The sequence below is a fragment of the Paenibacillus sp. LK1 genome, from assembly GCF_002750415.1.
Lineage (GTDB): Bacteria > Bacillota > Bacilli > Paenibacillales > Paenibacillaceae > Paenibacillus > Paenibacillus taichungensis.
On the sequence record NZ_PEII01000003.1, the window covers coordinates 162443 to 189328 of the forward strand.

24 protein-coding genes are annotated in these 26886 nt (G+C 45.8%); 2 read left to right on the top strand and 22 right to left on the bottom strand.

Translation table 11 applies throughout. The features are described from left to right. Positions 1-122: 122 nt before the first annotated feature. The 5 genes from CS562_RS07690 to CS562_RS07710 all read right to left on the bottom strand — a co-directional run bounded on the left by CS562_RS07690 (position 123) and on the right by CS562_RS07710 (position 6732). The gene (locus CS562_RS07690; protein ID WP_099854824.1) at positions 123-2288 is read right to left on the bottom strand and encodes a glycoside hydrolase family 3 N-terminal domain-containing protein; all 2166 of its coding nucleotides are present in this window, start codon (positions 2286-2288) and stop codon (positions 123-125) included. 134 nt (positions 2289-2422) lie between these two features. Continuing rightward, positions 2423-4021, bottom strand: a complete 1599-nt coding sequence (locus CS562_RS07695; RefSeq protein WP_076289885.1) for a type 2 periplasmic-binding domain-containing protein — start codon at positions 4019-4021, stop codon at positions 2423-2425. Positions 4022-4075: 54 nt separating this feature from the next. Next, on the bottom strand, positions 4076-4978 hold the full coding sequence (locus CS562_RS07700; protein WP_076289886.1) for a carbohydrate ABC transporter permease: 903 nt from the start codon (positions 4976-4978) through the stop codon (positions 4076-4078). A gap of 18 nt (positions 4979-4996) precedes the next feature. After that, positions 4997-5956: an ABC transporter permease gene (locus CS562_RS07705; protein WP_062320079.1), complete on the bottom strand. Its 960-nt coding sequence runs from the start codon at positions 5954-5956 to the stop codon at positions 4997-4999. A gap of 11 nt (positions 5957-5967) precedes the next feature. After that, on the bottom strand, positions 5968-6732 hold the full coding sequence (locus CS562_RS07710) for an alpha/beta hydrolase (RefSeq protein ID WP_076289887.1): 765 nt from the start codon (positions 6730-6732) through the stop codon (positions 5968-5970). A 465-nt stretch (positions 6733-7197) separates the two neighbouring features. On the opposite strand from CS562_RS07710, the gene CS562_RS07715 reads away from it, so the two are divergent. Together CS562_RS07715 and CS562_RS07720 are read left to right on the top strand one after the other, a co-directional pair. After that, a complete protein-coding gene (locus CS562_RS07715; protein WP_076289888.1) occupies positions 7198-8115 on the top strand; it encodes a serine hydrolase domain-containing protein in 918 nt (305 codons plus the stop codon). Further along, complete coding sequence (locus tag CS562_RS07720) at positions 8112-8543, top strand: GNAT family N-acetyltransferase (protein ID WP_099854826.1); 432 nt, start codon at positions 8112-8114, stop codon at positions 8541-8543. The genes CS562_RS07715 and CS562_RS07720 overlap by 4 nt, the downstream gene beginning before the upstream one ends. A 94-nt stretch (positions 8544-8637) precedes the next feature. Here CS562_RS07720 and CS562_RS07725 read toward each other — a convergent pair whose 3' ends face one another. From CS562_RS07725 to CS562_RS07800, 17 genes are all read right to left on the bottom strand, one after another. Then, positions 8638-8892: an AbrB/MazE/SpoVT family DNA-binding domain-containing protein gene (locus CS562_RS07725; protein ID WP_024629045.1), complete on the bottom strand. Its 255-nt coding sequence runs from the start codon at positions 8890-8892 to the stop codon at positions 8638-8640. 170 nt (positions 8893-9062) lie between these two features. Beyond that, positions 9063-9527, bottom strand: a complete 465-nt coding sequence (gene trmL, locus CS562_RS07730; RefSeq protein ID WP_053780483.1) for a tRNA (uridine(34)/cytosine(34)/5-carboxymethylaminomethyluridine(34)-2'-O)-methyltransferase TrmL — start codon at positions 9525-9527, stop codon at positions 9063-9065. A gap of 136 nt (positions 9528-9663) precedes the next feature. Beyond that, positions 9664-10752: a 3-phosphoserine/phosphohydroxythreonine transaminase gene (gene serC, locus CS562_RS07735; RefSeq protein WP_099854828.1), complete on the bottom strand. Its 1089-nt coding sequence runs from the start codon at positions 10750-10752 to the stop codon at positions 9664-9666. Between the two features lie 233 nt (positions 10753-10985). Continuing rightward, a complete protein-coding gene (glnA, locus tag CS562_RS07740) occupies positions 10986-12410 on the bottom strand; it encodes a type I glutamate--ammonia ligase (protein WP_099854830.1) in 1425 nt (474 codons plus the stop codon). A gap of 414 nt (positions 12411-12824) precedes the next feature. Further along, positions 12825-13889 (bottom strand): 3-deoxy-7-phosphoheptulonate synthase, encoded by a 1065-nt coding sequence (gene aroF, locus CS562_RS07745; RefSeq protein WP_063564242.1) that lies wholly within the window; start codon positions 13887-13889, stop codon positions 12825-12827. A gap of 233 nt (positions 13890-14122) precedes the next feature. Continuing rightward, entirely contained in the window at positions 14123-15076 is a 954-nt protein-coding gene (locus CS562_RS07750) for a 4-hydroxy-3-methylbut-2-enyl diphosphate reductase (RefSeq protein ID WP_076289892.1), read from the bottom strand. Positions 15077-15144: 68 nt separating this feature from the next. Next, positions 15145-16605 (bottom strand): sensor histidine kinase, encoded by a 1461-nt coding sequence (locus CS562_RS07755; protein ID WP_099854832.1) that lies wholly within the window; start codon positions 16603-16605, stop codon positions 15145-15147. Position 16606: 1 nt separating this feature from the next. Further along, entirely contained in the window at positions 16607-17296 is a 690-nt protein-coding gene (locus CS562_RS07760; protein WP_076289894.1) for a response regulator transcription factor, read from the bottom strand. A 172-nt stretch (positions 17297-17468) separates the two neighbouring features. Continuing rightward, on the bottom strand, positions 17469-19169 hold the full coding sequence (locus CS562_RS07765) for a S1C family serine protease (protein WP_099854834.1): 1701 nt from the start codon (positions 19167-19169) through the stop codon (positions 17469-17471). A gap of 148 nt (positions 19170-19317) precedes the next feature. Further along, positions 19318-19980, bottom strand: a complete 663-nt coding sequence (locus CS562_RS07770; protein ID WP_099854837.1) for a response regulator — start codon at positions 19978-19980, stop codon at positions 19318-19320. Then, on the bottom strand, positions 19977-21014 hold the full coding sequence (locus tag CS562_RS07775) for a HAMP domain-containing sensor histidine kinase (protein ID WP_180287071.1): 1038 nt from the start codon (positions 21012-21014) through the stop codon (positions 19977-19979). The genes CS562_RS07770 and CS562_RS07775 overlap by 4 nt, the downstream gene beginning before the upstream one ends. A 3-nt stretch (positions 21015-21017) precedes the next feature. Continuing rightward, entirely contained in the window at positions 21018-22073 is a 1056-nt protein-coding gene (gene liaF / locus CS562_RS07780; RefSeq protein WP_099854839.1) for a cell wall-active antibiotics response protein LiaF, read from the bottom strand. A gap of 170 nt (positions 22074-22243) precedes the next feature. Continuing rightward, entirely contained in the window at positions 22244-22429 is a 186-nt protein-coding gene (locus CS562_RS07785) for a hypothetical protein (protein WP_076290141.1), read from the bottom strand. A gap of 115 nt (positions 22430-22544) precedes the next feature. Then, positions 22545-23318, bottom strand: a complete 774-nt coding sequence (locus tag CS562_RS33705; RefSeq protein ID WP_306553832.1) for a 3D domain-containing protein — start codon at positions 23316-23318, stop codon at positions 22545-22547. Between the two features lie 183 nt (positions 23319-23501). Further along, positions 23502-25439, bottom strand: a complete 1938-nt coding sequence (thrS, locus tag CS562_RS07795) for a threonine--tRNA ligase (RefSeq protein ID WP_064639432.1) — start codon at positions 25437-25439, stop codon at positions 23502-23504. 57 nt (positions 25440-25496) lie between these two features. Further along, positions 25497-25670 carry a hypothetical protein gene (locus CS562_RS32860; RefSeq protein WP_175383954.1) on the bottom strand — a complete coding sequence of 58 codons (174 nt, stop codon included), beginning with the start codon at positions 25668-25670 and terminating at the stop codon, positions 25497-25499. Between the two features lie 193 nt (positions 25671-25863). After that, the gene (locus CS562_RS07800) at positions 25864-26808 is read right to left on the bottom strand and encodes a putative sporulation protein YtxC (RefSeq protein ID WP_076289899.1); all 945 of its coding nucleotides are present in this window, start codon (positions 26806-26808) and stop codon (positions 25864-25866) included. Between the last annotated feature and the right edge of the window lie 78 nt (positions 26809-26886).

Below are 26886 nucleotides of genomic sequence, written 5' to 3' on the forward strand. Positions count from 1 at the left end.
ATCTATTCATATCCTCCTATCCTGCCTTGTTCCCCGCTGCTGAACAGAAGAGAAGAAGGCAGTGCAGTTTTGCTGCTTTTGTATGATGAGTTCAATCATTCATCGATATGAGGTGTATCCCATTACACCAGCTTGAACGTACTCTCCAATGTATCGCGGCTATTCGGCCCTACGAAAATGTGGAATGTTCCTTTATCACTACGATGACTCAAATCGGAATGATGATAACGAAGCTGTTCTTCGTTTAATGTAAATGTAGCCGTACCACTTTCACCCGGTGCGAGTGACAGCTTAACATACCCTTTCAGCTCACGCATTGGACGCACAACTTCACCAGTGACATCACGTACGTACAACTGAACCGTCTCCACACCAGCACGCTCGCCAGCATTGGTTACACGCACTTGGATCGTCAGAGGTTGATCAGCAGTCATTTCATTGCTCGAAACTTCCAGGTCACCATACTCAAACGAGGTGTATGACAAGCCGTAGCCAAACGGAAGCAGTGGATCATTCGGACTATCAATATATTTGGAAACATAACGCTCTTCCGTCTTTTGCGGATTGAGTGGACGTCCTGTATTAAAATGATTGTAATATACCGGTATCTGACCTACAGATTGCGGGAAGGACATTGTCAGACGCGCAGATGGATTCACCACACCTGTCAATACATCGGCAATGGCCGCTCCACCCTCACTGCCCGGGAACCACGCTTCAAGCACAGCATCGGATTCTTCAAATACACCATGTAAGTCCAGAGGACGACCGTTGAAAATAACGCTGGCGATTGGTTTACCCGCTGCTTTGAGCTGTTTAACCAATTCCAGTTGAGCTGCTGGCAAACGAATATCCGTACGCGATCCACCTTCACCACTCATTTCGGAATCTTCACCAAGTGCAAGCACGATCAGATCAGCTTTGCTTGCTATTTCAAGTGCTTCAGCAATCTGTTCAGCGGTGATCGTGTGAACGTTGCTGCCTTGAGCCATATGAACTTTTCCTGCAGTAAGACGTTCCTGCAAAGCAGTTCCGAGTTTAACGGCATCCTCTTTGACACCTTCACAGGACCACCATCCGAGAATGTCTTCACTTTGAGCAAAAGGTCCAATTAACGCTACATTAGCTTCTGGCTTCAGCGGAAGAACGTCATTATCATTTTTCAACAATACAGCGGATTTGGTTGCAAGCTCATACGATACCTGACGATGTTCTTTTGAGAAGACAATCTCACGCTCACGCTCCGGATCAGCTGCACGCAGTGGATTATCGAACAATCCCAGCTTTTCTTTCAGTTGCAGAATACGCAGCACCGCTTCATCAATGAGCGTTTCTTCCACTTCTCCGTTATTGATCAACTCTGGCAGATGATGGACATAACAAGGTGTCATCATCTCGATATCCACTCCTGCACGAATGGCGCGGTACGCGGCTTCACGATCATCTTCAGCAGCGCCATGAGCAATCATCTCGCGAATGGAAGCCCAATCGGAGATCAATACACCATCAAAGCCCCACTCGTCACGCAAAATGTCACGCATAAGCTTCTCATTTCCGCTCGCTGGAATACCCTCTACGGTATTGAATGAAGCCATAACCATTTCTACGCCTGCATCCAGTGCTGCCTTGTAAGCCGGTAAATAGTACTCACGCAAGTTGCGTTCAGACATGTCGACCGTGTTGTAATCACGACCACCTTCTGCTGCCCCATATGCTGCAAAGTGTTTTACACAAGCCGCCAGACGATCCGGCTCATCCTTCAAATTGTCGCCCTGATATCCACGTACAAATGCCGCAGAGAACAGACTGTTCAAATAAGGATCTTCGCCTGTTGTCTCCATTACACGACCCCAGCGCGGATCACGAACAAGATCGACCATCGGTGCAAAAGTAACATGGAGGCCAGATACGGCGGATTCACGTGCTGCAATCTCAGCACTTTTCTCTGCCAATTCAGTGTCCCATGAACAGCCAATGGCTAGTGGGATGGGGAAAATAGTTTTAAAACCATGCACAACGTCCGCCATGAACAAGAGCGGAATGCCGAGACGGCTTTTTTTCAGGTATGCTTTTTGTACATCAATAATGGCCTGTGCACCGGACAATCCCAGAATGGAGCCACTGGCATCCACGGACTGCTCCGTGATTCCCATCTCTTCCATTGGACCTGTGATCTGACCTTCAACACTGGTTCCTTCATAAAAGTTAGCGGTCAGCTGAAGCAGCTGGGCCGTTTTTTCTTCCAAGGTCATTTGTTTTACAAGGTCTAGCAACTGCTCGTTATTCATAGACATTATCCTCCACTACATGTTGTAGAAATAAAGAACCCGGCTGCGTTCGGGGAGAGACCGCGCACCGGGTTCGATTGGATGGGACAGACAGAACACACCTGTCATATCCCATCTTGCTAATTACTGAATGATTACTTGAATTCTTTGTTCAGTTCATCCAGGTAAGGTTGAACCAGGGACATTTTGCTGTTTACCCATTCTTTCCAGTTCGCTTCCAGATCTCCATTTTTGAGGATCAAGTTGGCATATTCATTCTGGTAGTCGAATGAAGCCTGACTTTTAGCTTTGGAATCGTACAGGTTGACATCCCAGTCGTATGTTGCGAGTGATTGACCTTCTGTACCGAGTTTTGCTTTTTCCTCGAACAGTTTCACAGCTCTATCACGATAATCCTTTTTAATTGCAGGGTTTACAACACTGAAGTCGTCACCCAGAAGATACAGACCTTCGAAACGTGCTGGGTATTTGTCTTCCAGAACAGTACCTTCTGGCAGCAAGCTAACCAGTTCTTTGTTTTCATCATATTTCCAATCTGTTCCTTCGAAGCCCATGTTGATGAGCAGTTGTCCTTCTTTGGTAGTCGAGTAGTCGATCAGATCCATGATCCGTTCGAATTTCTCGTCGCTGATGTCTGGATTGAAGATCAATGCAGACCAGAAGTTAGCTTGCTCCATGTTACGGTATTTTCCATCGTCGCCCACTACGATTGCTGTGTGTACCAGTTCATCACTATCTACACCCAGATTCTTTCTCATATCAGAATCCAGACCTTGTCTGTACGAAGCCAGTCCGCCCAGACTTGTTACTGCAGCTGTACCTGTTACTTTGAAGTTGTTTTGACCTTCATTGTTTTTCCATGTGTAGAATTCAGGATTGAGCAAACCATCTTTGTAGGCTTTTTGCATCAATTTAAGTCCTGTCAGAGTTTCAGGATCTGCTGGTCCCCAGTGGAACTGACCATCTTCACCTTTGTAGAACGGCGTGTCGGTCATGGCATGCACACTGTTCGGCATAATGATATTCGTCATAGCATCTGCCGCATTGTAGGACAGAGGTACAAGTTTGTTGCCCACTTTGCCTGGATCTTTTTCTTTTACAAGCTCAGCGTATTCATTCAATTCAGTTGTTGTATATGCATCTTTCAGTTCGAAACCAACCGCTTCAGCCCAGTCTTTACGAAGTGCAATGACACCAATTTGGTTCGTCAATGGGTCAGCAGGTTTGTTCTCGAAATAGATTGGTCTTGGCAGGACGTATGTTCCACCCGTCAGTTCTTCCAGCTTGTCACCAAGACCGGTCAACTTGTAGGCTGCTGCCACGTTAGGCCAGCGTTCTTTCCAGTCATCCGGGAATTTGTAGAACAGGCCTTGATCAATACTGTTCATGGCATCGCCATGCACATAGTTCCATACTGCTACATCCGGCAAATCGCCAGAGTTGATCCATAGACGAAGCTTCTCGCCCCATGAATCCCAATCGATATAGTTGTAATCCCATGTTACATTGAACTTGTCTGTCCAGAACTTGTGGAAGTCATTATCCAAGTTCCCGTTTTTAATTTCTGTCAGGTTAGCTACAGAGATGGTCAGGTTATCTTTGTAATTTCCCTCTGCATCTTTTTCGTTACCACCTGAAGCTCCTTGGCTGGAACAAGCGGTCACCATCAGCATAACTACACTAAGCGTGATGGCAAAGAGAGCTCTTACTGACAACTTTTTGTTCGTTTTCATGTTTTACCCCCATGTTTTTTAGTAGAATTTTAATGCAAAATCCTATACGTATAATCAGGTCTTGATAGCCCCTGTTAATACCCCTTTGGCAAAGTGTTTTTGCAGCATTGGGAAGAAACACATAATTGGTACCATGGTGACAAATACTGCCGCCATCTTCATACCCATTGAGAAATTGCTTGCTTGGGCAGCATCCACACTGGATGCATTAGATGCGTTCGTCTGGGATGTGACGATAATGTTTCTGAGAACATTCTGGAGCGGCAACTGATCCGCTTTTCGCAGGAATATCATCGCGTCGTACCAACTGTTCCAGTACGCCACACCGTAGAACAACGTGATTGTAGCCATAATTGGTGTAGCCAGCGGAAGAACAACAGAGAACAGAATTCTCCACTCTCCTGCTCCATCCAATCTCGCCGATTCCATAAGCGACTCAGGCAAGGTATAGAAGTAGTTCATCATCAGAATCATGTTGAACGCACTGAAGCTTCCCGCCAGGATAACGGACCACAGCGTACCTGTAAGGTGAAGTGATTTCATGATCAGGTACAGCGGTACAATACCACCATTAAAGATCATGGTGAACAGTACTAGGAAAAAGAGAAATTTCTTGAACGGAAATTTATTGCGACTAAGGCCATATGCCATGCTTGTTGTCAGGAACAAGCTAAGTGGCAAACCGATAACTAGCAAAATAATTGTATTTTTGTACCCCGACAGAATCGTTCCGTCAGCGAACAACGCCTTATAGGAATCCAATGTCCATTCTTTAGGGAACATCAAAAATGGATTGTCAGCATATTCTTTTTGTGTTGCGAACGAGATCATGATGACATTCCAGAACGGAATCAGAATCATCAGAGCAAGCACAAGTAAAATGGCGAAAATAATGTAATCGAGAAATGTCATTTTTTCTGTACCAATTCTCGGCTTTTTGTTAGCTTTCTTACTCATTTCATTTTTCCTCCTCTCTTATCGGAACAAACCGTCTCCGCCAAGCCACTTGGCAAATCTGTCTGCGAGAAGCAGCAAGACCATATTCACGAGGGAACGGAACAAGCTGACCGCTGTCGAGAATGAGAAGTCCGTTGAGGACTGGAACGTAATCCGATAGATATATACATCCAATACTTCCGATACATTTTTAGTTGCGGCATTTGCCAAGTTGAAGATCTGGTCGAAACCGGAAGACATCAATCCACCAACCGACAGGATGAACATGACGGTGATTGTAGGAAGAATGTTTGGCAATGTGATGCGGAACATCTGTTGCATACGGGATGCTCCGTCAATCTGTGCTGATTCATACTGATCCTGATCGATACCAGAAATGGCAGCCAGGAAGATAATCGCACCCCATCCACTTGATTTCCAGATGTCCGTCAACAGCAGCATCGGTACAAAGTTGGACTCGGAACCCAGGAAGTTAATGGTTGGCAATCCAAGCAAACCAAGTGCACTGTTTACCAGTCCGTCATAAGCCAGGACGTTGATGACTACCCCGGATACGATGATCCATGAAAGGAAGTGAGGGAACGTAAGAACTGTCTGGAACCACTTTTTCCCTCTGCGCATCCGCAATTCATTCAGCAACAGGGCCAGAATAATCGGGAACGGGAACTGAATAATCAGTTTTAGAATGTTGATGTACAGCGTCCGCCATACGGCGTCAATAAAGGTTGGATCCCGGAAAACGTATTTGAAATTCTCAAATCCGCTCCATGGGCTTCCCCAGATCCCCAGGTTTGCCTTGTAGTCTTTAAACGCAAGAGACAGGCCACCCATTGGCATGTAGGCAAACAGGATCAGCCAGACGAGCCCTGGAATAAGCAGGGTGTACGTCATTCTGTGCTTCCAGATTTCACTCCAGAGCGAATTGCCTTTCAAGTTTCCCTTCAGCTTTTTGCTAGGTCCTTCGGCTGCAGGTTTCAAATTGCATCTCCTCACTCTACTTTGGTCTTGTCGTTATACAGAAAATCAAACATTGTTCTCAGGTGTTGCTCCCAGAATCTCCATTCATGGGTACCCGGCGTCTCCACATACTGAAACTCAAAATCCGTTTCCTGCATGTATTCCGCGAATTTGCGATTCATATCCACAAACGGATCAATATCACCACAACAACTCAGAATATCCGGTAAATCTCCACCTTGCTTCAACAGCTTGGCAGACAGTGCGTACAGGTCCTGATCAGGTTTTACCTGTAACCGTTCTCCAAAAACCGCTTTCATTTCCTTGATCATGCCTGATGGCATTTCCGGATCGTGAAGCCGGGTCTGAATATCAGTTACACCTGATAAGGACACCGCCTTGCGGTACCTCTCGGGATATGTCAGTGCACATTTCAATGCACCATACCCACCCATGGATAGACCGGCGACGAAGTTCTTTGCCGGGTCTGTATTGAGATTGAGCTGGCGCCTGCAGAATTCAGGCAGCTCCTGAGTGATGTAATGGAAGTAATTCAGGCCGTATTCCATATCGGTGTAATAGCTTCGGTTCGCTTCCGGCATAATGATGGTACAGCCATATTGTTGCGCGTACATTTCAATTGTAGTCAAACGTTGCCATGTACTTGCATTATCGCCTGCCCCATGCAGCAAATATAGCGTACCGCCTGAAGTGTCTCCGGAGTCACTGGACACTACATGTATGCTTGTGTTCATGCATAACGTAGGCGATCCGGTTTCGATCGTTATATGCGCCATAAGTAACCCCTTTCATCGTCGGCTGCTGTCTGTAAACTTCTGTTTCTCTGCCTTTTTGTTGCAAATTCCAGTGATTCCCCCGTATTTCGCTCGGTTATCGAAACGATTTTCTCGAATCGTTTCAAAACATAGCCAACGTTGATTTACTTGGACTTGATTACAACACTTTTTATGTGGAAGCGATTTCTTCGAATCGTTTCGAATAAATCATAATCCCGAAGTACAAACCCTGTCAATAACCTTTTTACAAATTTCGCGCTTTTTTCTCAAAAAACTGATTTTTCGCGATAAAATTTGCGTCAAAAGGCACTTTTAAAGTAAAACATTTTCCTTTAAGTAACCGTTTGCACCTATTCATTGACATTGAACCTCGTTTGTAATAACATAAGTTCTAATTTTTGATCCAGATTGCGGAAACGTTTCACCAAGAGTTAAAATTCTTCTTTTTTTAGAAAGGATGTTAAGATGTCGAGTATTATTAATTCTTTTGTTCATCATATAGATGAGCAGCAGTTAAACGTTCATTCTGTTCGGGTATTGCAGAAAGGGGTTACAATCGGAGCGTGGGATCGCACCGGCGATATGCGCCGCTTACAACACTCTGTCAGCAAATCGTTCACCTGTATGGCGATTGGACTGGCTTTGGATGAGGGCACACTTACACTTGAATCCAAACTAGGGGACTACTTCACTTCACCAACACCTGCTTCCCATTTAACAGCCTACCCTCCTGCGGACCTCACCCTGTACGATTTGCTGCGAATGTCATCGGGGCATGACGTACCTGTGTTATGGGCAGAAGAGCGAGCCACCCTGCCTGAGAAAGATTGGGCAAAATATTACATGTCCCTTCCTTTGGATAGAGTTCCTGGTGAAACGTTTACATACAGCAGTGCAGATACGTTTATGATCTCCGCCATGTTTCAGGCGGCCACCGGTCAAACCGTTAAGAACTATCTGATTCCCCGGCTATTTGAACCACTGGGCATTACGAATGTAGAGTGGGAGACTTCTCCCTTGGGCATTACATTGGGCTGTGCGGGCCTGCAGCTCACCAACGAGGAATTAGGTAGATTCGGTCAACTGTTGCTTCAGGAGGGCCACTGGAATGGCAAGCAGCTCATTCCTGCGGAATGGATCCGATTAGCGACAACACAACAGATCCCTACACCAGGAGACGGCGACTGGGGACAAGGTTATGGATATCAATTCTGGAGATGTTCCCATAACGCTTACCGTGCTGATGGCGCCAATGGTCAACTATGCGTTGTCCTACCGGAGCTGGAGTCCGTCGTTGCCATCAATAGTGATGAACAAAATATGCAAGCCATTCTTGACAATGTATGGTCGGATATACTGCCTATTCTGGAGGGGAACATTTGATTATACGGCCAGCCACTGAGGCAGATTATGCGGAGTTGAGAAACATTTATCTGGAGTCGCGACGTGCCCGATTCCACTGGGCTAAGTCGGAAGAACTGTCTCTGCAGGATTTTGATACAGATACCGTGGATGAGCATATCCTTGTGGCTGAAAATGAAGATGGACCGCTTCTCGGCTTCGCTTCGCTGTACCTTCCCGAGAACTTTATCCACCTTCTGTTTATTCATCCCGGTTTTATCGGCGGGGGTACAGGTTCACGCTTACTTGATGCGTCAGTTTCACTCATGCAGCAGCCTGTTCGATTGAAATGTGTATCTGATAATCATAAAGCAATAGGCTTTTACGAACGACAGGGTTGGAAAAAAGTCATTGAAGAAGGTACACCCGGGGAGAAATATTGGGTGATGGAATACAACACGAATAGCTGAATCCATTCGTTTGATCCCGGTAAATTGGAAGTGGACATGATTTTTCCACACAAAAAAAGTATCATGACCTTTAGAGGCCATGATACTTTTTATTTTACCCGTGCTGTGGAAGCTGGGTCATTTCATCTAAACATTGTGCGCATATGTAACGCTCTTTGAACTCATTGACTTCTTCCATCGATCCACAAAAAATACATTTTGGACGGTATCTCTCCAGAATGATATGGTCCCCTTGTACTAAGATCTCTACAGGATCTCCCTCATTCATTTGATACCTTTTACGCAAAGATTTAGGCAATACGATCCTACCCAATTGGTCAACTTTGCGAACGACTCCAGCTGGCTTCATAGCTACGGCACACCTCTCCTATCTTACTCTAAATTTCTAGGTACATTTGTACTATGTTTATTAATTCGCCAAGATTTTGTCGAATCCTGCTGGAAATAAACATTTTTTGTCCTTTTTTTTGAAAAATGTTTTTTTAGCGAATTCTAACCGTCACTTAAACGCGAATTAGACTAATCCAGACCCGGGAAATTAAGTTGACGCAACGCCTCATACACAATGATTGCTGCTGAGTTTGACAAGTTCAATGATCTGACATCACCTGTCATTGGCATCTTCATACAAGTATCTGGATTAGCAGCAATTAATTCTGGAGGAAGGCCTTTCGTCTCCTTACCGAACACTAGAAAATCTCCATCCTGAAAATTAAAATCGCTATAACGGTTCTTCGCCTTCGTGGTTGCGTAGAAGAAACGCCCTTCAGGGTACTGTTCTTGAACCTCAGCAAACGAATCATGATATTCAATATGAACGGCATGCCAGTAATCCAGACCCGCGCGTTTCAGTGTGGCATCATCCGTACGGAATCCGAGTGGACGCACGAGATGCAAATGTGTACCGGTAGCCGCACATGTACGGGAAATATTTCCTGTATTTGCCGGAATCTCCGGTTCAACCAGAACGATATGTAAAGCCATATGTGTTCAATCTCCTTTTCATTTCATGTAAAAACAATTCTCTAATCTTAAAGAAAAGCCCTCCACACGTCAATGTGGAAGGCTCTGGTAAAGCACAAGTGTGAATGCTTGAATTCACAACTCGCTGCCAGGTTGTTTAACCATTTGTCTTCTGGAAGTGGCTCATGAAGTCCGTAAGTGCCTTAACACTTTCATATGGAGCAGCATTGTAAATGGAAGCACGCAGGCCACCAACACTCCGATGCCCTTTCAGACCAACAAATCCTTCTTGCTCTGAAGCCTTGATAAACTGTTTCTCCAGCTCCTCGTTAGCCAGGCGGAAGGTCACATTCATCAGGGAACGATCTGCCGGATCTACACAACCACGGTAGAAGTCTCCGGATGAATCGATCGCATTATAGAGCAAATCAGCTTTCTTCATGTTCTTCTGTTCAATTCCAGCCAATCCACCTTGTTCTTCGATCCATTTCAGAACCTCATTCACCATGTATACGGAGAAGGACGGTGGTGTATTATAGAGAGAATTGTTATCCACATGTGTACTATATCGAAGCATCGTCGGAATCGTTTTAGGAGATTCACTAACCAGTTCTTCGCGAGCAATAACAACCGTAATTCCTGATGGGCCTAGGTTCTTCTGTGCACCTGCATAGATCATGCCGAATTGATTAAGATCAAACGGTTTGCAGAAGATGTCACTCGACATGTCGGCAATAAGTGGAACTGAACCGGTATCCGGGAATGACTTGAATTGAGTTCCCTCAATTGTTTCATTAGACGTCAAATGAACATAAGCTGTGCGATCCGGGAAGCTAAGATTCGACACATCCGGCAATTTCATATATTTATCCGCTTCGGAAGATGCAGCGACCTGCGTCTCCCCAATCAGTTTCGCCTCAGACAGTGCCTTCTTGGCCCAGCTGCCTGTCATGACGTAACTGGCTGTCTGCCCTTCCCCGAGCAGGTTCATCGGCAGCATGGCGAACTGAGTGCTGGCTCCGCCTTGCAGGAAGAGGACCTTATATCCTTTTGGATTGCCTAGCAGAGACAACAAACGTTCCTGAGCTTCATTATGTACAGATTCGTACACCGCTCCACGGTGAGACATCTCCATAATCGACATTCCTGTATTCCGAAAATCAACAAATTCTGCCTGAGCACGCTCCAGAACCTCAAGTGGCAACGCCGCAGGTCCTGCATTGAAATTATACGCTCTCTTTGTCACAAAATCCCCCGCCCTTTCCATCCGTAGCTGACATATGAAGTGAATATTATCGCTATGATATCAGTATTCCCTATCTGCTTCAAGGGCAATAAGCACCGAAGCTGCGAATCAGGGTTATCAAATTCCTTTATCACCCTGCAAAGTTAATGCACTACATCGTTCAATTCAAGGAAAAGCCTCCGAGAGCGAGTCCCGGAGGCTATACATTGGGAACAGTTTCTGTTCCGACTGGATTAGCAGTCGAAGTAGAGGCTGTACTCATGCGGATGAATGCGAATTGCTACTGCTTTCGCTTCGTCACGTTTGAGGTTGATATAGTTGTCGATGAATTCTTTCGTGAAGACGCCGCCTTCAGTCAAGAATTCGTTGTCCGCTGCCAGAGCGTCAAGCGCTTCTTCCAGGGAAGCTGGCACACTGCGGATATTTTCTTTGTCTGCATCAGACAAATCATAGATGTTTTTGTCGAGTGGACCATATCCAAGCTCAGTTGGGTTGATTTTGCGTTTGATACCATCCAGACCCGCCATCAGCATTGCAGCGAATGCCAGGTAAGGGTTAGCTGTGGAGTCCGGTGTACGGAACTCGATACGACAACCTTTTGGTGTCACAGCCGCAACCGGAATACGTACTGCTGCTGAACGGTTACCTTTGGAGTAAACCAGGTTAACCGGTGCTTCATAACCAGGTACGAGACGTTTGAATGAGTTCGTACTAGGGTTAGTCAAAGCAATCAAAGCCGGTGCGTGGTACAGAATTCCTCCAATGTAATGCAGAGCCATTTCGCTCAGGTTTGCATATCCCGCTTTGTCATAGAACAATGGGGAATCACCATCGAAGATGGATTGGTGAACGTGCATTCCGCTACCATTATCACCAAACAGTGGTTTTGGCATGAATGTTGCTACTTTACCATATTGACGTGCAGTGTTATGCACGATGTATTTGTATACAAGCAGGTTGTCTGCTGTTTTCTTCAACGTATCAAAACGGAAGTTGATTTCGGCTTGACCAGCTGTCGCCACTTCGTGGTGGTGACGTTCAATCGACAGGCCTGCTTCTTCCAAAATGCGACACATTTCACTACGAATATCTTGTTGTGTATCCACTGGAGCTACAGGAACATATCCGCCTTTAGTGCGAACTTTGAAGCCCAGGTTACCGCCATCTTCCTTACGGTTGGTGTTCCAAGAAGCTTCTTCGGAATCTACGAAATAGGAAGAGCTGTTCGTGCCGCTCTCATAACGTACATCGTCGAAAATGAAGAACTCGGATTCAGGTGCGAAGAATGCTGCTGTACCTACTCCGCTTTCTTTCAGGAATTCTTCCGCTTTGACTGCGATACCGCGTGGGTCACGCTCATAACGCTCGCCATCCGGAGTGAAGATATCACACATAACATTCAATGTAGGGTGTGCTGTGAACGGATCGACAAAAGTCGCTTCAGGATCTGGAATCATAACCATATCGGACTCTTCAATTCCGCGGAAACCTTGAATAGAAGAACCATCAAAGGCTACTCCATTTACAAAAGTGTCTGCGTCAACTGCCGAAGCTGGTAACGAGATGTGGTGCGCACGACCGGATAAATCTACAAAACGAAAATCTACCCACTCGATGTTGTTCTCTTGAATTGATTTCAATACGTTTTCAACCGACATGTATTCGTCCTCCCAAATATTCCGAACATTAAACAACCCCACTAAGAAAATGTCCATATTCGAATTTTTTTCTGTCGTCATTATAAAATCTCAAATGTGACATCGTCAATACTTATGTAAGGTATTTTTTGCAACTATGTAAGCTATGCTCACATTTTATAAACCTATTGATTTCACTTAACAACGTATATACATTACATTTAACTGGTTTAATGCGGTAAAGCAAGGCTATATTTAGCCTAAATTATGGAAATAACATTACATCATAAATGTTTCTTATCACCTATGATTAATAAATGCGTTCAAAGCTCCAAATAACACAAAAACCGGACATTTTGTCCTAGCCCCATTCTCATTGAACGGAGCCAGGGCAGATGCCCGGGTGAACTATATTACCTATACTATGAAGATCAGTTATACGCCAACTCGTGCTGGAAAGAACTCCGCCGGTTGTTTGGCTGTATTGAATGTTTTACCGACGATTGGTGCCAATTTCTCCAGATCCTGAAGCAGGTTGGCAAATTGGTCAGGGAACAGAGACTGCACGCCGTCACCCGTCATAGAGTTATCGGGGTCCGTATGCATTTCGATAATTAGGCCGTTAGCACCAGCAGCGACAGATGCCTTCGTCATTGGTTCAACCAGCTCACGGCGCCCCGTACCATGACTTGGGTCCGAAATAACTGGTAGATGACTGAGAGACTGCAAGACAGGAATGGCCGAGAGGTCGAGCGTATTACGTGTGTAGGATTCGAATGTACGAATACCACGTTCACACAGCATTACATTCGGGTTGCCACCCGCAAGAATGTATTCAGCGGCATTCAACAGCTCATCGTAAGTTGCACTGAAGCCACGTTTCAGCAATACCGGTTTGCCACACTCACCCAATTTACGTAGCAAATCGAAGTTCTGCATATTACGTGTACCTACTTGCAGAATGTCTGCGTACTCGGCACAGATATCCACATATTCAGGCGTCATGACTTCTGTAATCGTCAGCAGGTCATGTTTCTTCCCTGCTTCTGCCATCATGATCAGACCTTCAACGCCCGTTCCCTGGAAGCTGTACGGACCTGTACGTGGCTTAAATGCACCACCGCGAAGCACCTGTCCACCGGCAGCCTTAACCAGCCCGGCAATCTCATCAATCTGTGCAGCTGATTCAACCGCACACGGTCCGCCCATAACGACGAGTTCTTTCCCGCCAATATCTACACCTTTGATGGAGATCACGGTATCTTGAGGATGGAAATCACGGCTTGCCAATTTGTAAGACTTCGAAATCTTAACGACATTCTCTACACCTTTCATTTGACGGAGATGCTCAGCCATTTTCGGTTCTACTTTACCAATAAGGCCAATGATGGTGCGGTCCTCTCCACGCGAGATATGGACCTGAAGTCCTTCCTTTTCAATTGTAGCGACGATATCCTGAATATGTTCCTCCGGAGTAGCTTTACCTGCAATAACGATCATTATAATTCCCATCCTTCCTTGTATGAGAGCGCCTAAGCGCGTCTGATTTAATCCTCAAAACTCTTCTCCACTTAAACGCTTGTTCGCTTTTAAGCTTTTATCCACTAAAGTAAATATAACATATTCACCCTTTTCAGTCAAGCCGACTCTTATCCCCTACAAAAAAAAAGAATCCTGCAGTCAGTCACCAAATTTCGGCTCAGTGCTGCAAGATTCTTATATTCATGTTTTGTTTACGTCGTACGAGTCTTTTCCCTTACAGGAGGTAGTAGCTTGCTCATATTCACCGTACGTTTGATTTCCCATGTTTCCGGCTTGTCATGTTCATATTGCTCCAGATATAGAATGACTTCCTTCGTGATCGGAGTTGGCGTAGAAGCGCCTGAAGTAACCGCCACCTTATTCACACCTTTCAGCCATTCCTGCTGTATCTCAGCCACATCTGATACACGATATGCCGTTACACCCGCAATTTCCTCCGATACTTGTGCAAGTCGGTTGGAGTTATTACTGCGAGGATCACCTACAACAATGACCAGATCTGCCTGCCCTGCCTGTTCGGCAACAGCTTCCTGACGGACTTGGGTTGCCAAGCATATCTCATTATGAATCTCTGCGCCTGGATACTTCTCCAGAAGACGGCTCATAATGTGTTTAATGTCCCATTGACTCATCGTTGTCTGATTTGTGATAAGGATTTTGCCAGGAGGTACGTTCAGACCGTCAATCTCCTCTTCCTTCTCGATCAGATGAACATGATCGGGTGCAACACCAACCGCGCCTTCCGGCTCTGGATGATTCTTTTTCCCAATATAGATAATGTCATATCCCTCTGCCGTCTTCTCCCGAATAAGGTCATGGGTTTTGGTTACATCCGGACATGTTGCATCCACTGTAGTTAAACCTTTATCACGTGCCATCTTGCGCACTTCTGGAGATACACCATGGGCCGTAAAGATCACTGTTCCACTCTCGACCTGGCTCAAAATATCAATCCGATTCGGTCCGTCCAGTGTAATAATGCCCTCATCTTCAAAAGAGTCCGTCACATGTTGGTTATGCACAATCATACCCAATATATAAATAGGCCGTGGTAGGTCCAGATTGCGTGCCGCCTGGCGCGCGAGCACCATCGCATCCACAACTCCGTAACAATATCCCCGCGGCGAAATTCGCAGTACTTCCACTTGGTTGCCACCCGCTTTCTTTCTCGGCAAAGATAGCCGATGTAATTGCAGTCCTGTCTATTATAACCTTATTCGATAGGCGGAGCAAAGACTACCGGCAACCAAATGATAAAGGTCGTTCCTTCTCCACGTCTGGTTACAACCTCGACAGACCCTTGGTGTTCCTCAATGATCCACTTGGCAATCGACAGTCCCAGACCTATACCTGGTGTGGCACCGCGTGACTCATCCGCCCGATAGAACCTGTCAAAGATAAATGGAACTTCATCCCGATCCATTCCGATTCCCGTATCACTGATGCGTAGTCCTACCTGACCTTTATAAAGTATTGCATCAAGCGTAACCGAGCCATCTGGAGTGTACTTGAAGGCATTCTCGATAAAAATAAACAACATCTGCTGTAAATAGTCCTTGCTGCCGTTCACATATATGCCATTCAGAATCGATAGATCTCCTGGACTCCAGTCTGCCTGATGATCAAGGAATTGCGACCTGCGAGCCACTTCCTGTACCAGAATCTGCAACGGGATCGGGTTCAGTTCGATTTTCTGTCCTGTATCGGCTCTGGCCAAAGACAGCATATCACTGATCAGTCTACTCATGCGTTTTCCTTCATCCGCCATGTCCTCTATCGCTTCGAGCGACATTTGTTTAACCGTTTCTTCGTCCAGATTTGGTCGGTCCGTGCTCTCCTGATCCCACAGCTTCTTAAGGAAGTCCACATTTCCACGGATCGTGGTCAGCGGTGTACGCAGCTCATGCGAGGCATCAGATACAAATCTGCGCTGAGCTTTATTCGTCTCCTCGAGACCTCTGAATGACAGCTCTGTTCGTTCAAGCATATTATTGACTGTTTCAATCAGACGTCCAATCTCATCCATGGGACCCGTATATTGAATGCGCACACTAAGGTCATCCCCGGACTGAATCTGATTGGCCGCATCAATCACATTGACGAGCGGACGCATGGATTTGCGAGCCAGAATCAGCCCCGAAGTAATGGCAAGCGCCATTGCGACAAGCCAGCCAAAAACCAGAATATTTCGTAAAGCTTCCAAGAGTCGTTCCTGGGAACTAACATTGGCGCCGACTTGAAGGAGCCCCCTTATTTCATTGGTTCCCTGAAGAGACAGGGGCTGTTGATTCACCAAGAAAGGGGTCCCATTCACATAGATCTTGGATATTCCACGCTTTTTCTGGATCTCATTGGATTTCACAACGGGAAATTGAATCTGAAGTTTCTCCATATTGCCTGAGATTTTACCAGATCTGCTCTGGTAGTCCCACAACTGGATATATATCTGAGCTTCCTGAAGCTGACTTTCCGTAAAAGGGTCCAGGTCCAGCGATTGTGAAAGTGGATTGACACCAATCTGATTCGTAATTCGTTCACTTTTATCTTTCAGTTGCTGTTCCACTTCTTGATACGTATTAAAATAAACAAAAGCGTAGATCACAACTCCCCAAAAAATGAGCACGGCTGCCAAGATGCCTGAATACCACGCGGTTAATCTTAACCGAATGGACATGTCAGGAGTCACCTCTCAAAATATAGCCGGCTCCCCGGATGGTCTGGATCAAACGTTTGCCGCCGTATTCTTCGGTTTTTTGTCTGAGCATGGCAATATACACTTCGAGCACATTGGACTCACCACTGTAATCATAACCCCAGATTTTATCCATAATCAGATCACGGGACAGCACACGTTTCGGATTTTGCATGAACAGATTCAGCAATTCGAACTCCTTGGCAGTCAGTTCCAGACGCTGACCGTCACGCAACACCTCACGAGAATCATTATCCAGAATAATATCCTCATACATTAGTCGATTATCAGGCGTGTCTGCTATATCCGCTTTACGACGCAATAAGGCACGGACACGAGCCAACAGTTCTTCAAGCGCAAACGGCTTCACGAGATAATCATCTGCACCTGTATCCAGCCCAATTACCCGGCTCTGTACTTCATCTTTGGCAGTAAGCATCAGCACGGGTACCTTGCTCCCCGCTTCTCTGAGTCTGCGGCATACCTCAAACCCGTCAATTTGCGGCATCATGACATCAAGAACCACGATATCCGGCTCTTTATCCATCAGCTTACTGAGGCCCTCCGCCCCATTCGAAGCTGTCTGTACATCATATCCTTCAAAAGCAAGTCCCCGCCGAAGCATGGACACGATTTTTTCATCATCATCAACAATCAAAATAGTTGAGCGCATGGTCTTTCTCCTTTATCCCTTAACGTTTTAATCTCATTGTAACAGCCAAAAGCGCAATCTGCATCTTTCCAAACACCTTGATGGAGTACAAACGTATATAGTGCAAAAAAGCGAAAGGGCCCTCGAACCCTTCCGCTCTTCTAAACCTTATTTTATAACCCATGTTTCAGCATTATGGTTGTTGTTGCTGTTGTTGATCCGTCGTTTGTGTAGTATCGTAATCGTTTTTGTTGCCGATTTTGAGTTTCACATCCATTTTTTTGCCGTCCCGAACAACATTCAGTGTCACTTCACTGCCGATTTCCTGTTTCTTGATGAAATCAATCAAATCCTGACTTGTGCTGTACGCTGTACCATTAGCACCTGTGATGATGTCATAAGCACGCAGGTCTGCTTGGTAAGCAGGGGATTGATAGATCGTGCTGGCTACAACTGAACCTTCAGTGATATCCGTTCCCATCTGTTTAGCCACTTCAGGCGTGAGGGCCATCAGAGATGCACCAATGAACGGTACGGGCTCTTTGGGAACTTCTTTGTTTTCTTTCAGATATTTAACCGCATCCGAGATTACACTCGAAGGAATGGCAAACCCAATACCCTGTGCATCCGCGCTAACCGCAACGTTCATACCAATGACTTCACCATTCAGGTTAAGCAATGGTCCACCGGAGTTACCAGGATTGATGGAAGCATCCGTTTGTAACAAGTGGCTGTACTCACGGGTTTTGCCTGTTTCTTCGTCCGGAATGCTGATCGTACGTTCTTTCGCACTCAACACACCTGCAGTAACTGTGTGTTCAAATCCTTCCGGGTTACCAATAGCTACAAGCCATTCACCCACTTGTGTGCTGTTGGAATCACCCAGTGGAGCGACAGGGAAAGCATCATCGCCGCTGTTTTTCTCGATTTTCAATACGGCAAGGTCAAGGTCGAAGCTGCTTCCCAGCAATTTCGCTTCATATGGTTTGCTGTTGTTCTCCAGCGTTACCTGAATCACATCTGCACCTTGAACCACGTGTTGGTTCGTCAGGATGTAGCCTTCTTTGTCAAAAATAAATCCAGAACCAATGCCGAGTGGAACCAACTGATTGCTGCTTTGTTGCTGTTGCTGCTGATTTTGGCCTTGGTAGCTATCTGTTCCGCCATTGCTTCCATTACCAAAGAAGTATTGGTACAATGGATCACTCATCGTAGAACCGCCCTGGCTGCTGCTGCGTGAAGACTGCTTCGCTAGTGTTTCGATTTTGACGACAGCCGGACTTGTACTCGTTACTACAGAGGATACATCCTCTTTGCCCGTTGGCAGTAATGACGCTGTCACGTTATTGCTGCTGCCTGAGTTAGTAGGAGAAGATGACTGACTGGAGCTTTCATTTTCTGCACTTGTTAGCGCTTCCTGTGGTGTAAACATATTTGTTCTGTCCGCTGTGTACATCAGCACTGTAATGACCAGCATCCCGGCGATGAAAGAGAACAGGAGCGATCTTACGGAAGAACGTGGCCGACGGTTGTTATAATTCCAATTGCCATTGTTCTTGCCTCCGTTTCCCTGATCTCCTCCGTTGCCACCTGAACCATTGCCGCCGCCCCCTCTGGAGGACGTATTGGCTTGATCAGATGATTCGTTACTGTAATTACTGTAGTAAGTAGGTACGGGCTTCACGGGGTCAGGTCTTGTAATCTCTACATTTCCTTCTTCACGTAGATTATGTTCCCCATTATGACTTGCTGTATCTTCCTGATTCACGGACTGAAAAGGTCCATAAGAATAATAATAGGAGGAATCGTCCGTCCCGGATGAATTGCGATTCTCCGCTTGTTTAGTTTCATTTTCCTCGTCTTGACGGTTCGCTCTGTAATTACGTTCGTCCATGCCTCTCTACCTCCCAATCTCTTCTTCGCAAGAGATATTCTTTAACTGTCCTTATTTTGTACTTTAAACCTTAACCGTACCTTAAAAACAATTAAAAAGGAGATAAAAGCACGCTGTTATAGAACATTTTTCCCGCCAAATCTGCATTCTAACCCTTATTCTTCACCCATCCCTGACGATGAGCGTAAATTGCCAGCTGTGTCCGATCGTCCATTTCACACTTCATCAGCAGATTGCTCACATGGGTTTTGACAGTTTTGATACTAATATGTAGTTCTTCCCCGATGTCCTTATTGGTCTTGCCCTCTGCAATCAGCAAAAGCACTTCCTTTTCCCGTTCCGTCAGGCCGGATTCGTTCTCTCTTGCCGTGCGCTGCCTGATACCACGGGTCAATGCCTGTGATACGTCGCCTGTCATTACAGGCATACCTCGGTATGCTCCTTGCAGAGCATAGATTAACTCTTCAGCAGATACCGTCTTCAGCACATAACTGACCGCTCCAGCTTCAATCGCTTGTACCACAAGGTCATCCTCCAGAAAACTGGTCAGCATCACAATTTTCATGCCCGGAAATTCGGCCATGATCGCTTGTGTCGCTTCCGCACCATTCATCACCGGCATCATCAGGTCCATCAGGATCAGGTCAGGCAGTTCGTTTTCTCCCAGCTTGCGTAACTGATTCAATGCATCCTGTCCGTTACTTGCTTCCCCCATCACATGAAATGTGGGTTCCAACATAAGATACGTTTTCAATCCCATTCGCACCATATCATGATCATCCACAATCATTACATTCACTTTTACGCTCATTCTGTTTCCCCCTCTGGTTCTTTCGGGAATTTCGGGATGAATACCCGCACCGTCGTCCCCGCTCCCGGCTTCGATATAATCTGAACCTGACCCCCAAGCTTCTCTGCCCGTTCACGCATCGTTGATAATCCGTATGAGCCAGGCCGTTCCGCTTGCTGCAAAAAACCCTGACCGTCATCGCTAATGCTCATGCTGATCTGATGTTCACTCTCTCGTATGGACAGACTGACCAGACCCGCTTCCGCATGTTTGACCACATTAGCGACCGCTTCCTGAATAACAAGAAACAGCTGGTGCTCGATGGCATCGGAAATTCCGCCATCCAGTTCCAGCTCTTTCACTCCTTTTAAACCATTCTGCCTGCAATAATCAGGGAACCAGCTATCCAGCGCTTCGCCAAGATTCCTTCCCTCCAACTCCACTGGGCGAAGCTGAGCGATAAGCCCACGCATCTGTCTCTGGGCAATATGCGACATCTGAATAAGTTGATCCAGCACTTTGCTGCCATGCTCGGGATTCATCTCCAGCAGACGTGGTAAGGAGGAAGCCGACATATGCATGGCGAAAAGCTGCTGGCTGACCGTATCATGCAAATCCCTTGCCATCCGTTTACGCTCTTCAATTACAGCGCGCTCAGATGCCTGTTCCTTTTCAATGACTTCCTGCTCACCGAGCCGCTGAAGCAATCTCATTTTTTTCTCAATCGAATCCATCATGACATTGAATTCCTGATATACCCGCCCGAATGAGGCATCATCTGCCTCAGGCATACGAACAGCAAGATTGCCTTTTGACACTTTCAGCATGTTGAGATCCAGTAGATCAATCTTACGTTGAAGTCGCAAAGCAGCAATATACCCCGTGATTACGGTAGCCAGAAGGACAACAGCAACATAGGTCCACGCACGCTGTCGCCCTGTTCCCATTAGCACTTCCCCGTACAGCAAGTAAAACCCGCCCAAAGTAATGAGTCCGGTCACCGCAAAATACATCATCAGTTCCCACTTATTTGCTTTGAGAATCGTTCGAATCATGCGTTAACCCACCTTATTCACTTTGACATCTCCAATAAACACACTAACGACAATCCGTACTTTTTTTCCTGCTTCGCGATAATGCGCCGTTTCAGCCTGAGCACTGCTTAGGAATCCGCCTCGTTTTTGATTTAACAGCGACATGTCCCCAATAAATGAGTTTGTCGTCACAGTCACACCCAGATCCATATCTTCAGGAACAAATACCTTCACATCCCCAATAAAAGAGGAAATGTTAATTTTCGTCTCACCGTAAGGTATTTGCGCCTTCGTCAAATCAATCACCGTATCGCCAATAAATGCCGAAATATTCATCGGTTTCAGGGAGAACACTTCCTGTCCCATATACATATCACCGATAAATGCCGATTTGTTAATTGTATTCCCATGGCCACCATAGTAATTCGGATCATCATCATAGTGGTCATCGTGATCAAATGTTCCATATCCCTTTTTATTTGAACCGTAACCTTTATGCTTGTGATGATGATGTTGATGTTTATGATGGTGTTGATGTCCGTGTGTTTTAGGGTCTTCCTTATCTGTATAGAATGAGCCATGTGAATCATTCTTGTGTTCCTGTTCCGGTTTGCCAAATGTTTTCTCGAACTGTTCATCAAACGAAGACGGCATTTCCAGGTCCTCAGGGGACAATGGCTTATAAGGTGGCTCCGGTGGTGGAGGCGGTTGCACTTGGTCATGATGTTTCCGGTCACGACGACGAGGTCCGATCAGAACGAACAATCCCCCACCAATCAGCATTACCGGAATTAGGTAGCGAATGAACTCGCCCATGGAATAATCAATCCACCCCAGATTGCGTGCCAAGAAGTATCCACCAATCGCCAGTACAATGGCCGGTCCAATCAATGCATGACTCCCATTACGCCGAATTTCGGTTAACCCTTTTACACCCCACCAAATCAAGAATAACGGCCAATATGTTCTGAACATGTATCCGATATCTATGTCATAGCCCAATTGCCTGAACAATATTATTGCGCCAATCGCAATAAGAGGAATGCCAACCCACCAGCGGTCCCGCGTAGATCGTTTCATCGCTCATGTCTCCTTTGTCTGTATTCTGTATCCAGTTTACATCAGACAAGGATTGGTTAACAGCGGCGGCAGATGGAATTGATCTCGGTCTCCAGACCGAGGCGGAAGGTTATTTATGTAAAATATTAAAAACACCCTGGAGAAATTCTCCAAGGTGTCTGTGCATTGATTTACTTTTGTGTTTTGCCTGTGTTCTCAGTACCGAACTCAGCATTGTATTTTTCATCAGGTGTTTGGAAGTTATCCTTCACTTTGTTTTGGTGCGATTGTTTCACTTTGCTTGCTGCATTCTCTTCTCCAAACTCTGCATTGTACTTCTCGTTTGGCGTTTGTGAACCTTGAGATTTCTTAGCCACGACGATCACCTCTCTCTTCATATTTACATTGCATGTCTGCAACGCGGGGTTCGTCCCCAGAGAGTATTATGTGAAGAGTGCGCGTGCGTTATTCATGTATTAAAATTCATCATCATTATACAGCCTTGTCCAGCCATGAATCCGGTACAGATTTGTACACATCAATGGCCTCCGATAACTCTTCCAGCATTTTTTCAGTGCATTTTCCAGCACCTTGTTTGATCACCTGAACTTCGACGTCCTTTTTGCCCCATTCTTTATACACTTGCTTTGTTGTAGGGAAATAAAGATCAATTTTATTGCCCTTGATCGCCGAGCCCGTATCTGCAACGATGCCGTAACCATAACCGGGAATATATAAAATGGAACCCAGTGGGAACAGCTTCGGATCAGCTGCAATTGTCGAAACTGTTTCTTTATCACGGCGCACCTTTACACCTGAATACGTAATTCCGTATTGAGGATGTTTCGGACCTTTTCCGGTTGATTCCACACCTGCAGTGTATCCGGTAGCCGTCACCTTGTGTGTATCCAACACCTGTTCTGTACGCGGAGCGAGTACCGGCATGGATGGGTCAACTCCGGTCTGCTTCTCCGGAACTTCCGGCCGTGGAATAACAATAGGCTGTGGAGACCACAAAAACCCCATATAGACCAAAGTAGTGAGTTGAGCCTGATCGCTGTATTCATAAACTGCCGCTTCTGAATGTACACCTTCAAGCTCTCCTAAAGTTTCGCTATGCCGATTCTCCACATACATGACTTCATTTTCCTCTTCAAAGGTATATGCTTCTGCCTGATTCAAGCCTAAGACTATTCCAGTGAGCACCACACAGCAAGAGATGATGAACCTTATGTTTTTCTTCTGAATTAAGAATTGCTTTTTCATTATAGAACCTCCCCCTTACTGCAAAGGTTTTCCAAAATGAAAAAATTCTATACTTTTCACCTATTAAGGCTTTTAAATCGGATATCCAGAAAACCTTAAAACAACAAAAAAACCGTCTAAACCATTGGATTTTACTCCAATACGATTTAAACGGTTCTTTATTATAGAAGCTACAATTCAGGATTACACCAGTCTTGTTGCAATCTCTTCTTTAAGTTGGGCTACAATTTCGTCCACAGGTTTCATGCCGAGATCGCCTTCTCCACGTTTCCGCACAGATACTCCCTCTGCATTACGTTCATTTTCACCAACGACGAACATGTAAGGCATTTTCTCAAGCTGTGCTTCACGGATTTTATAACCAAGCTTCTCGTTACGCAGATCCGCTTCAGCAGAGATACCCGCACGTTTCAGCTTCGCTTCCACTTCACGTGCATAGTCGTCGAAGTTGCCGGATACCGGAATAACCTTCGCCTGTACAGGAGACAACCACAGTGGCAGAGCCCCTGCAAAGTTCTCCAGCAAGAATGCAGTGAAACGCTCCATCGTACTGATTACACCGCGGTGGATAACAACCGGACGATGTTTCTGTCCATCATCTCCCACATATTCAAGCTCAAACCGCTCTGGCAAGAGGAAGTCCAATTGAACAGTAGACAATGTCTCTTCTTTGCCCAGTGCTGTCTTGATCTGAACGTCCAGTTTTGGACCATAGAATGCCGCTTCGCCTTCTGCTTCATAGAATGGAAGGTTAAGTTCTTCCACAACTTCACGCAGCATGCGTTGGGACATTTCCCACATCTCGTCGTTTTGGAAGTATTTCTCGGTATCCTGAGGATCGCGATAGGACAAACGGAAACGATATTCGTGAATGCCAAAATCTTTATAAACCGTTTGAATCAGCTCAATAACACGAGCAAACTCTTCCTTGATCTGATCCGGGCGTGCGAATATGTGAGAGTCGTTCAGCGTCATCGCACGTACACGATGCAGACCTGTCAACGCGCCCGACATTTCGTAACGATGCATCATGCCAAGCTCGGCAATCCGGATCGGCAGATCACGGTAGCTGTGCATGCTGGACTTGTACACCATCATGTGGTGAGGACAGTTCATTGGACGAAGAACGAGTTCCTCATTGTCCATAACCATTTTAGGGAACATGTCTTCCTGATAGTGCTCCCAGTGTCCGGATGTTTTGTACAACTCAACATTACCAAGCACCGGTGTGTATACATGCTGATATCCGAGGCTCTCTTCCAGATCCACGATATAACGCTCCAACGTCCGGCGCAGCTTCGCACCGTTAGGCAACCAGATTGGCAAGCCTTGTCCAACCAGTTGGGAAAATGTGAAGATTTCAAGTTCCTTACCCAATTTACGGTGATCCCGTTTACGTGCTTCTTCCAGGAAGTGCAAATGCTCATCAAGCTGTGCTTTTTTCACAAAAGCTGTACCATAAATACGTTGCAGCATTTTGTTTTTGCTATCTCCACGCCAGTAAGCACCGGCAACATTCATCAGTTTAAATACTTTGATTTTGCTGGTGGATGGCACGTGTGGTCCACGACACAAGTCGAAGAATTCACCTTGCTCATAAATAGTGATTACACTGTCTTCTGGTAAGTCACGAATCAATTCCAGCTTGTAAGGATCGCCCACTTCTTCGAAGATTTTGATCGCTTCCTCGCGGCTAACTTCCTTACGTACAATTGGCAAGTTCTCATTAACAATACGTTCCATTTCCTTCTCAATCTTTTGCAGATCTTCGGGATTGAGCGGTTGTTCCAGATCCATATCATAGTAGAAACCATCTTCAATGACAGGACCAACGCCGAGATGAACCTCTTTGTTTCCATATAAACGCTTCACAGCTTGAGCGAGCAAGTGAGCTGTACTGTGACGCATCACTTCCAGACCTTCTGGTGAATCCAGTGTTACGATCTCCACCAATGCTCCCTCATGAAGTGTTGTGGACAAGTCCACTACGATTCCATCCAGTTTGCCGGCTACGGCATTTTTGCGAAGTCCGCTGCTAATCGAAGCGGCCACATCTTCAATGCTGCTTCCGTCGGCATACTCACGAACCGAACCATCGGGTAGTTTAATGTTAACTGCCATTTGTCTCATTCCTCCTGTAAATTCAACCTCTGTCCATGTATTTCATGGATGGATAATCTATTGCTGTTCCTGCAATTTTGCAAAGGAACGCAAAAAACACCCGTCCCGGCAAAGGGACGAGTGTTGTATACTCTCGTGGTTCCACCCTAATTCAGCTGCTTCATCCATATTGGAAGTACAGCCCTCATTGGCATGACGGTAACGGGCATGACCCGGCATATCCTTACTCATGGATGACTACCTGTATTATAGAGGCAATATTTATATCCATTTTCAAAACTGCAGCTCCAAAGGGGTAAACCAAACGTGGCATCCGGAGGAAATTTCAGCCTGGTTCCCTCTCTCTGCACCGACCGTGCGTATGGTTCTTGTCTTTGTCAACGCTTTTGTTTATTGTTCCATAACAACTCAAATAAATCATGGATCAACAGTTATTATAATTGCCGATATCACTTGCGTCAAGACCTGTCAACAATCCGGAGCGTAGGACTTCACACTCAGGACAATGATGGCATAATTGCACCTTGTCTTCAAAGATCTGACGGATCGTAGAGATGATAGGCAGATCTGGAGTACGTGTATGCAGCATGACCTTTTCAGGTGAGATGGAGATCAGCGTACTCACGATCATATCTTCAATATCCATTTCCAATTCAAGCCCCGGCATCTCCACGACGACCTGTTCATCCTTTTGTACGGGCAGCACATTAAGCGCAGCATCCAATACTTGAAATTCATGTAATCCTTTGTGGATCAAATGCACAAGAGGTACTTTCGCCTCCTGAAAGAACACAAAATATTTGAGCAGCCCCATAAACTCTTCATATTGACGATCCATCCAGAATTCATCCAGTGCATATTCTACCAGCTCGTGAAGTTCCTGCTTATATGGCCGAATCCGGAAATTAAGAATGCCTTCAAGATGAAAAAAATGCACCTCTTCCAAATCCTGCTTCAATCCATTGGCCAAAGTGTTACGGCGACGCTCGCGCAGTCCTGGCTGATCCAAGTCACCATTGAATAATAAAGGCATGCATATCCGGTTTACCTTCTCCACCTCATGTTCATCCATGACTGAGCATGCCTTTGAGATCATCTCTTCCACCATAATACGTTCACGCGTATCCATAATGAAATCTGCAAGTCCGTTGGCAAGCAAATCACTGATCTGGGGCAACCACTGCTGGAAGTCAGCGTGATTCTCATTGCCTCTGCATACCCAGGCCGCTCTTCCGTCATTATGTTTGAAGGTGAGCCGAAATCCTCTTTTGCTTATATGTAAACCTTTGGTTTTTTCCTTCACACAACGATAAAATTGATCCGCTTCTTCCTGCCCTGATACATCGGTCCATACGGCGAACAGTTCCATAAGAATCACTCCTTTCCTTCCTGTTCAAAGTATATGGCAAGGCTGATAGGGATATACGAAGCGGATTGATGGAAAGCG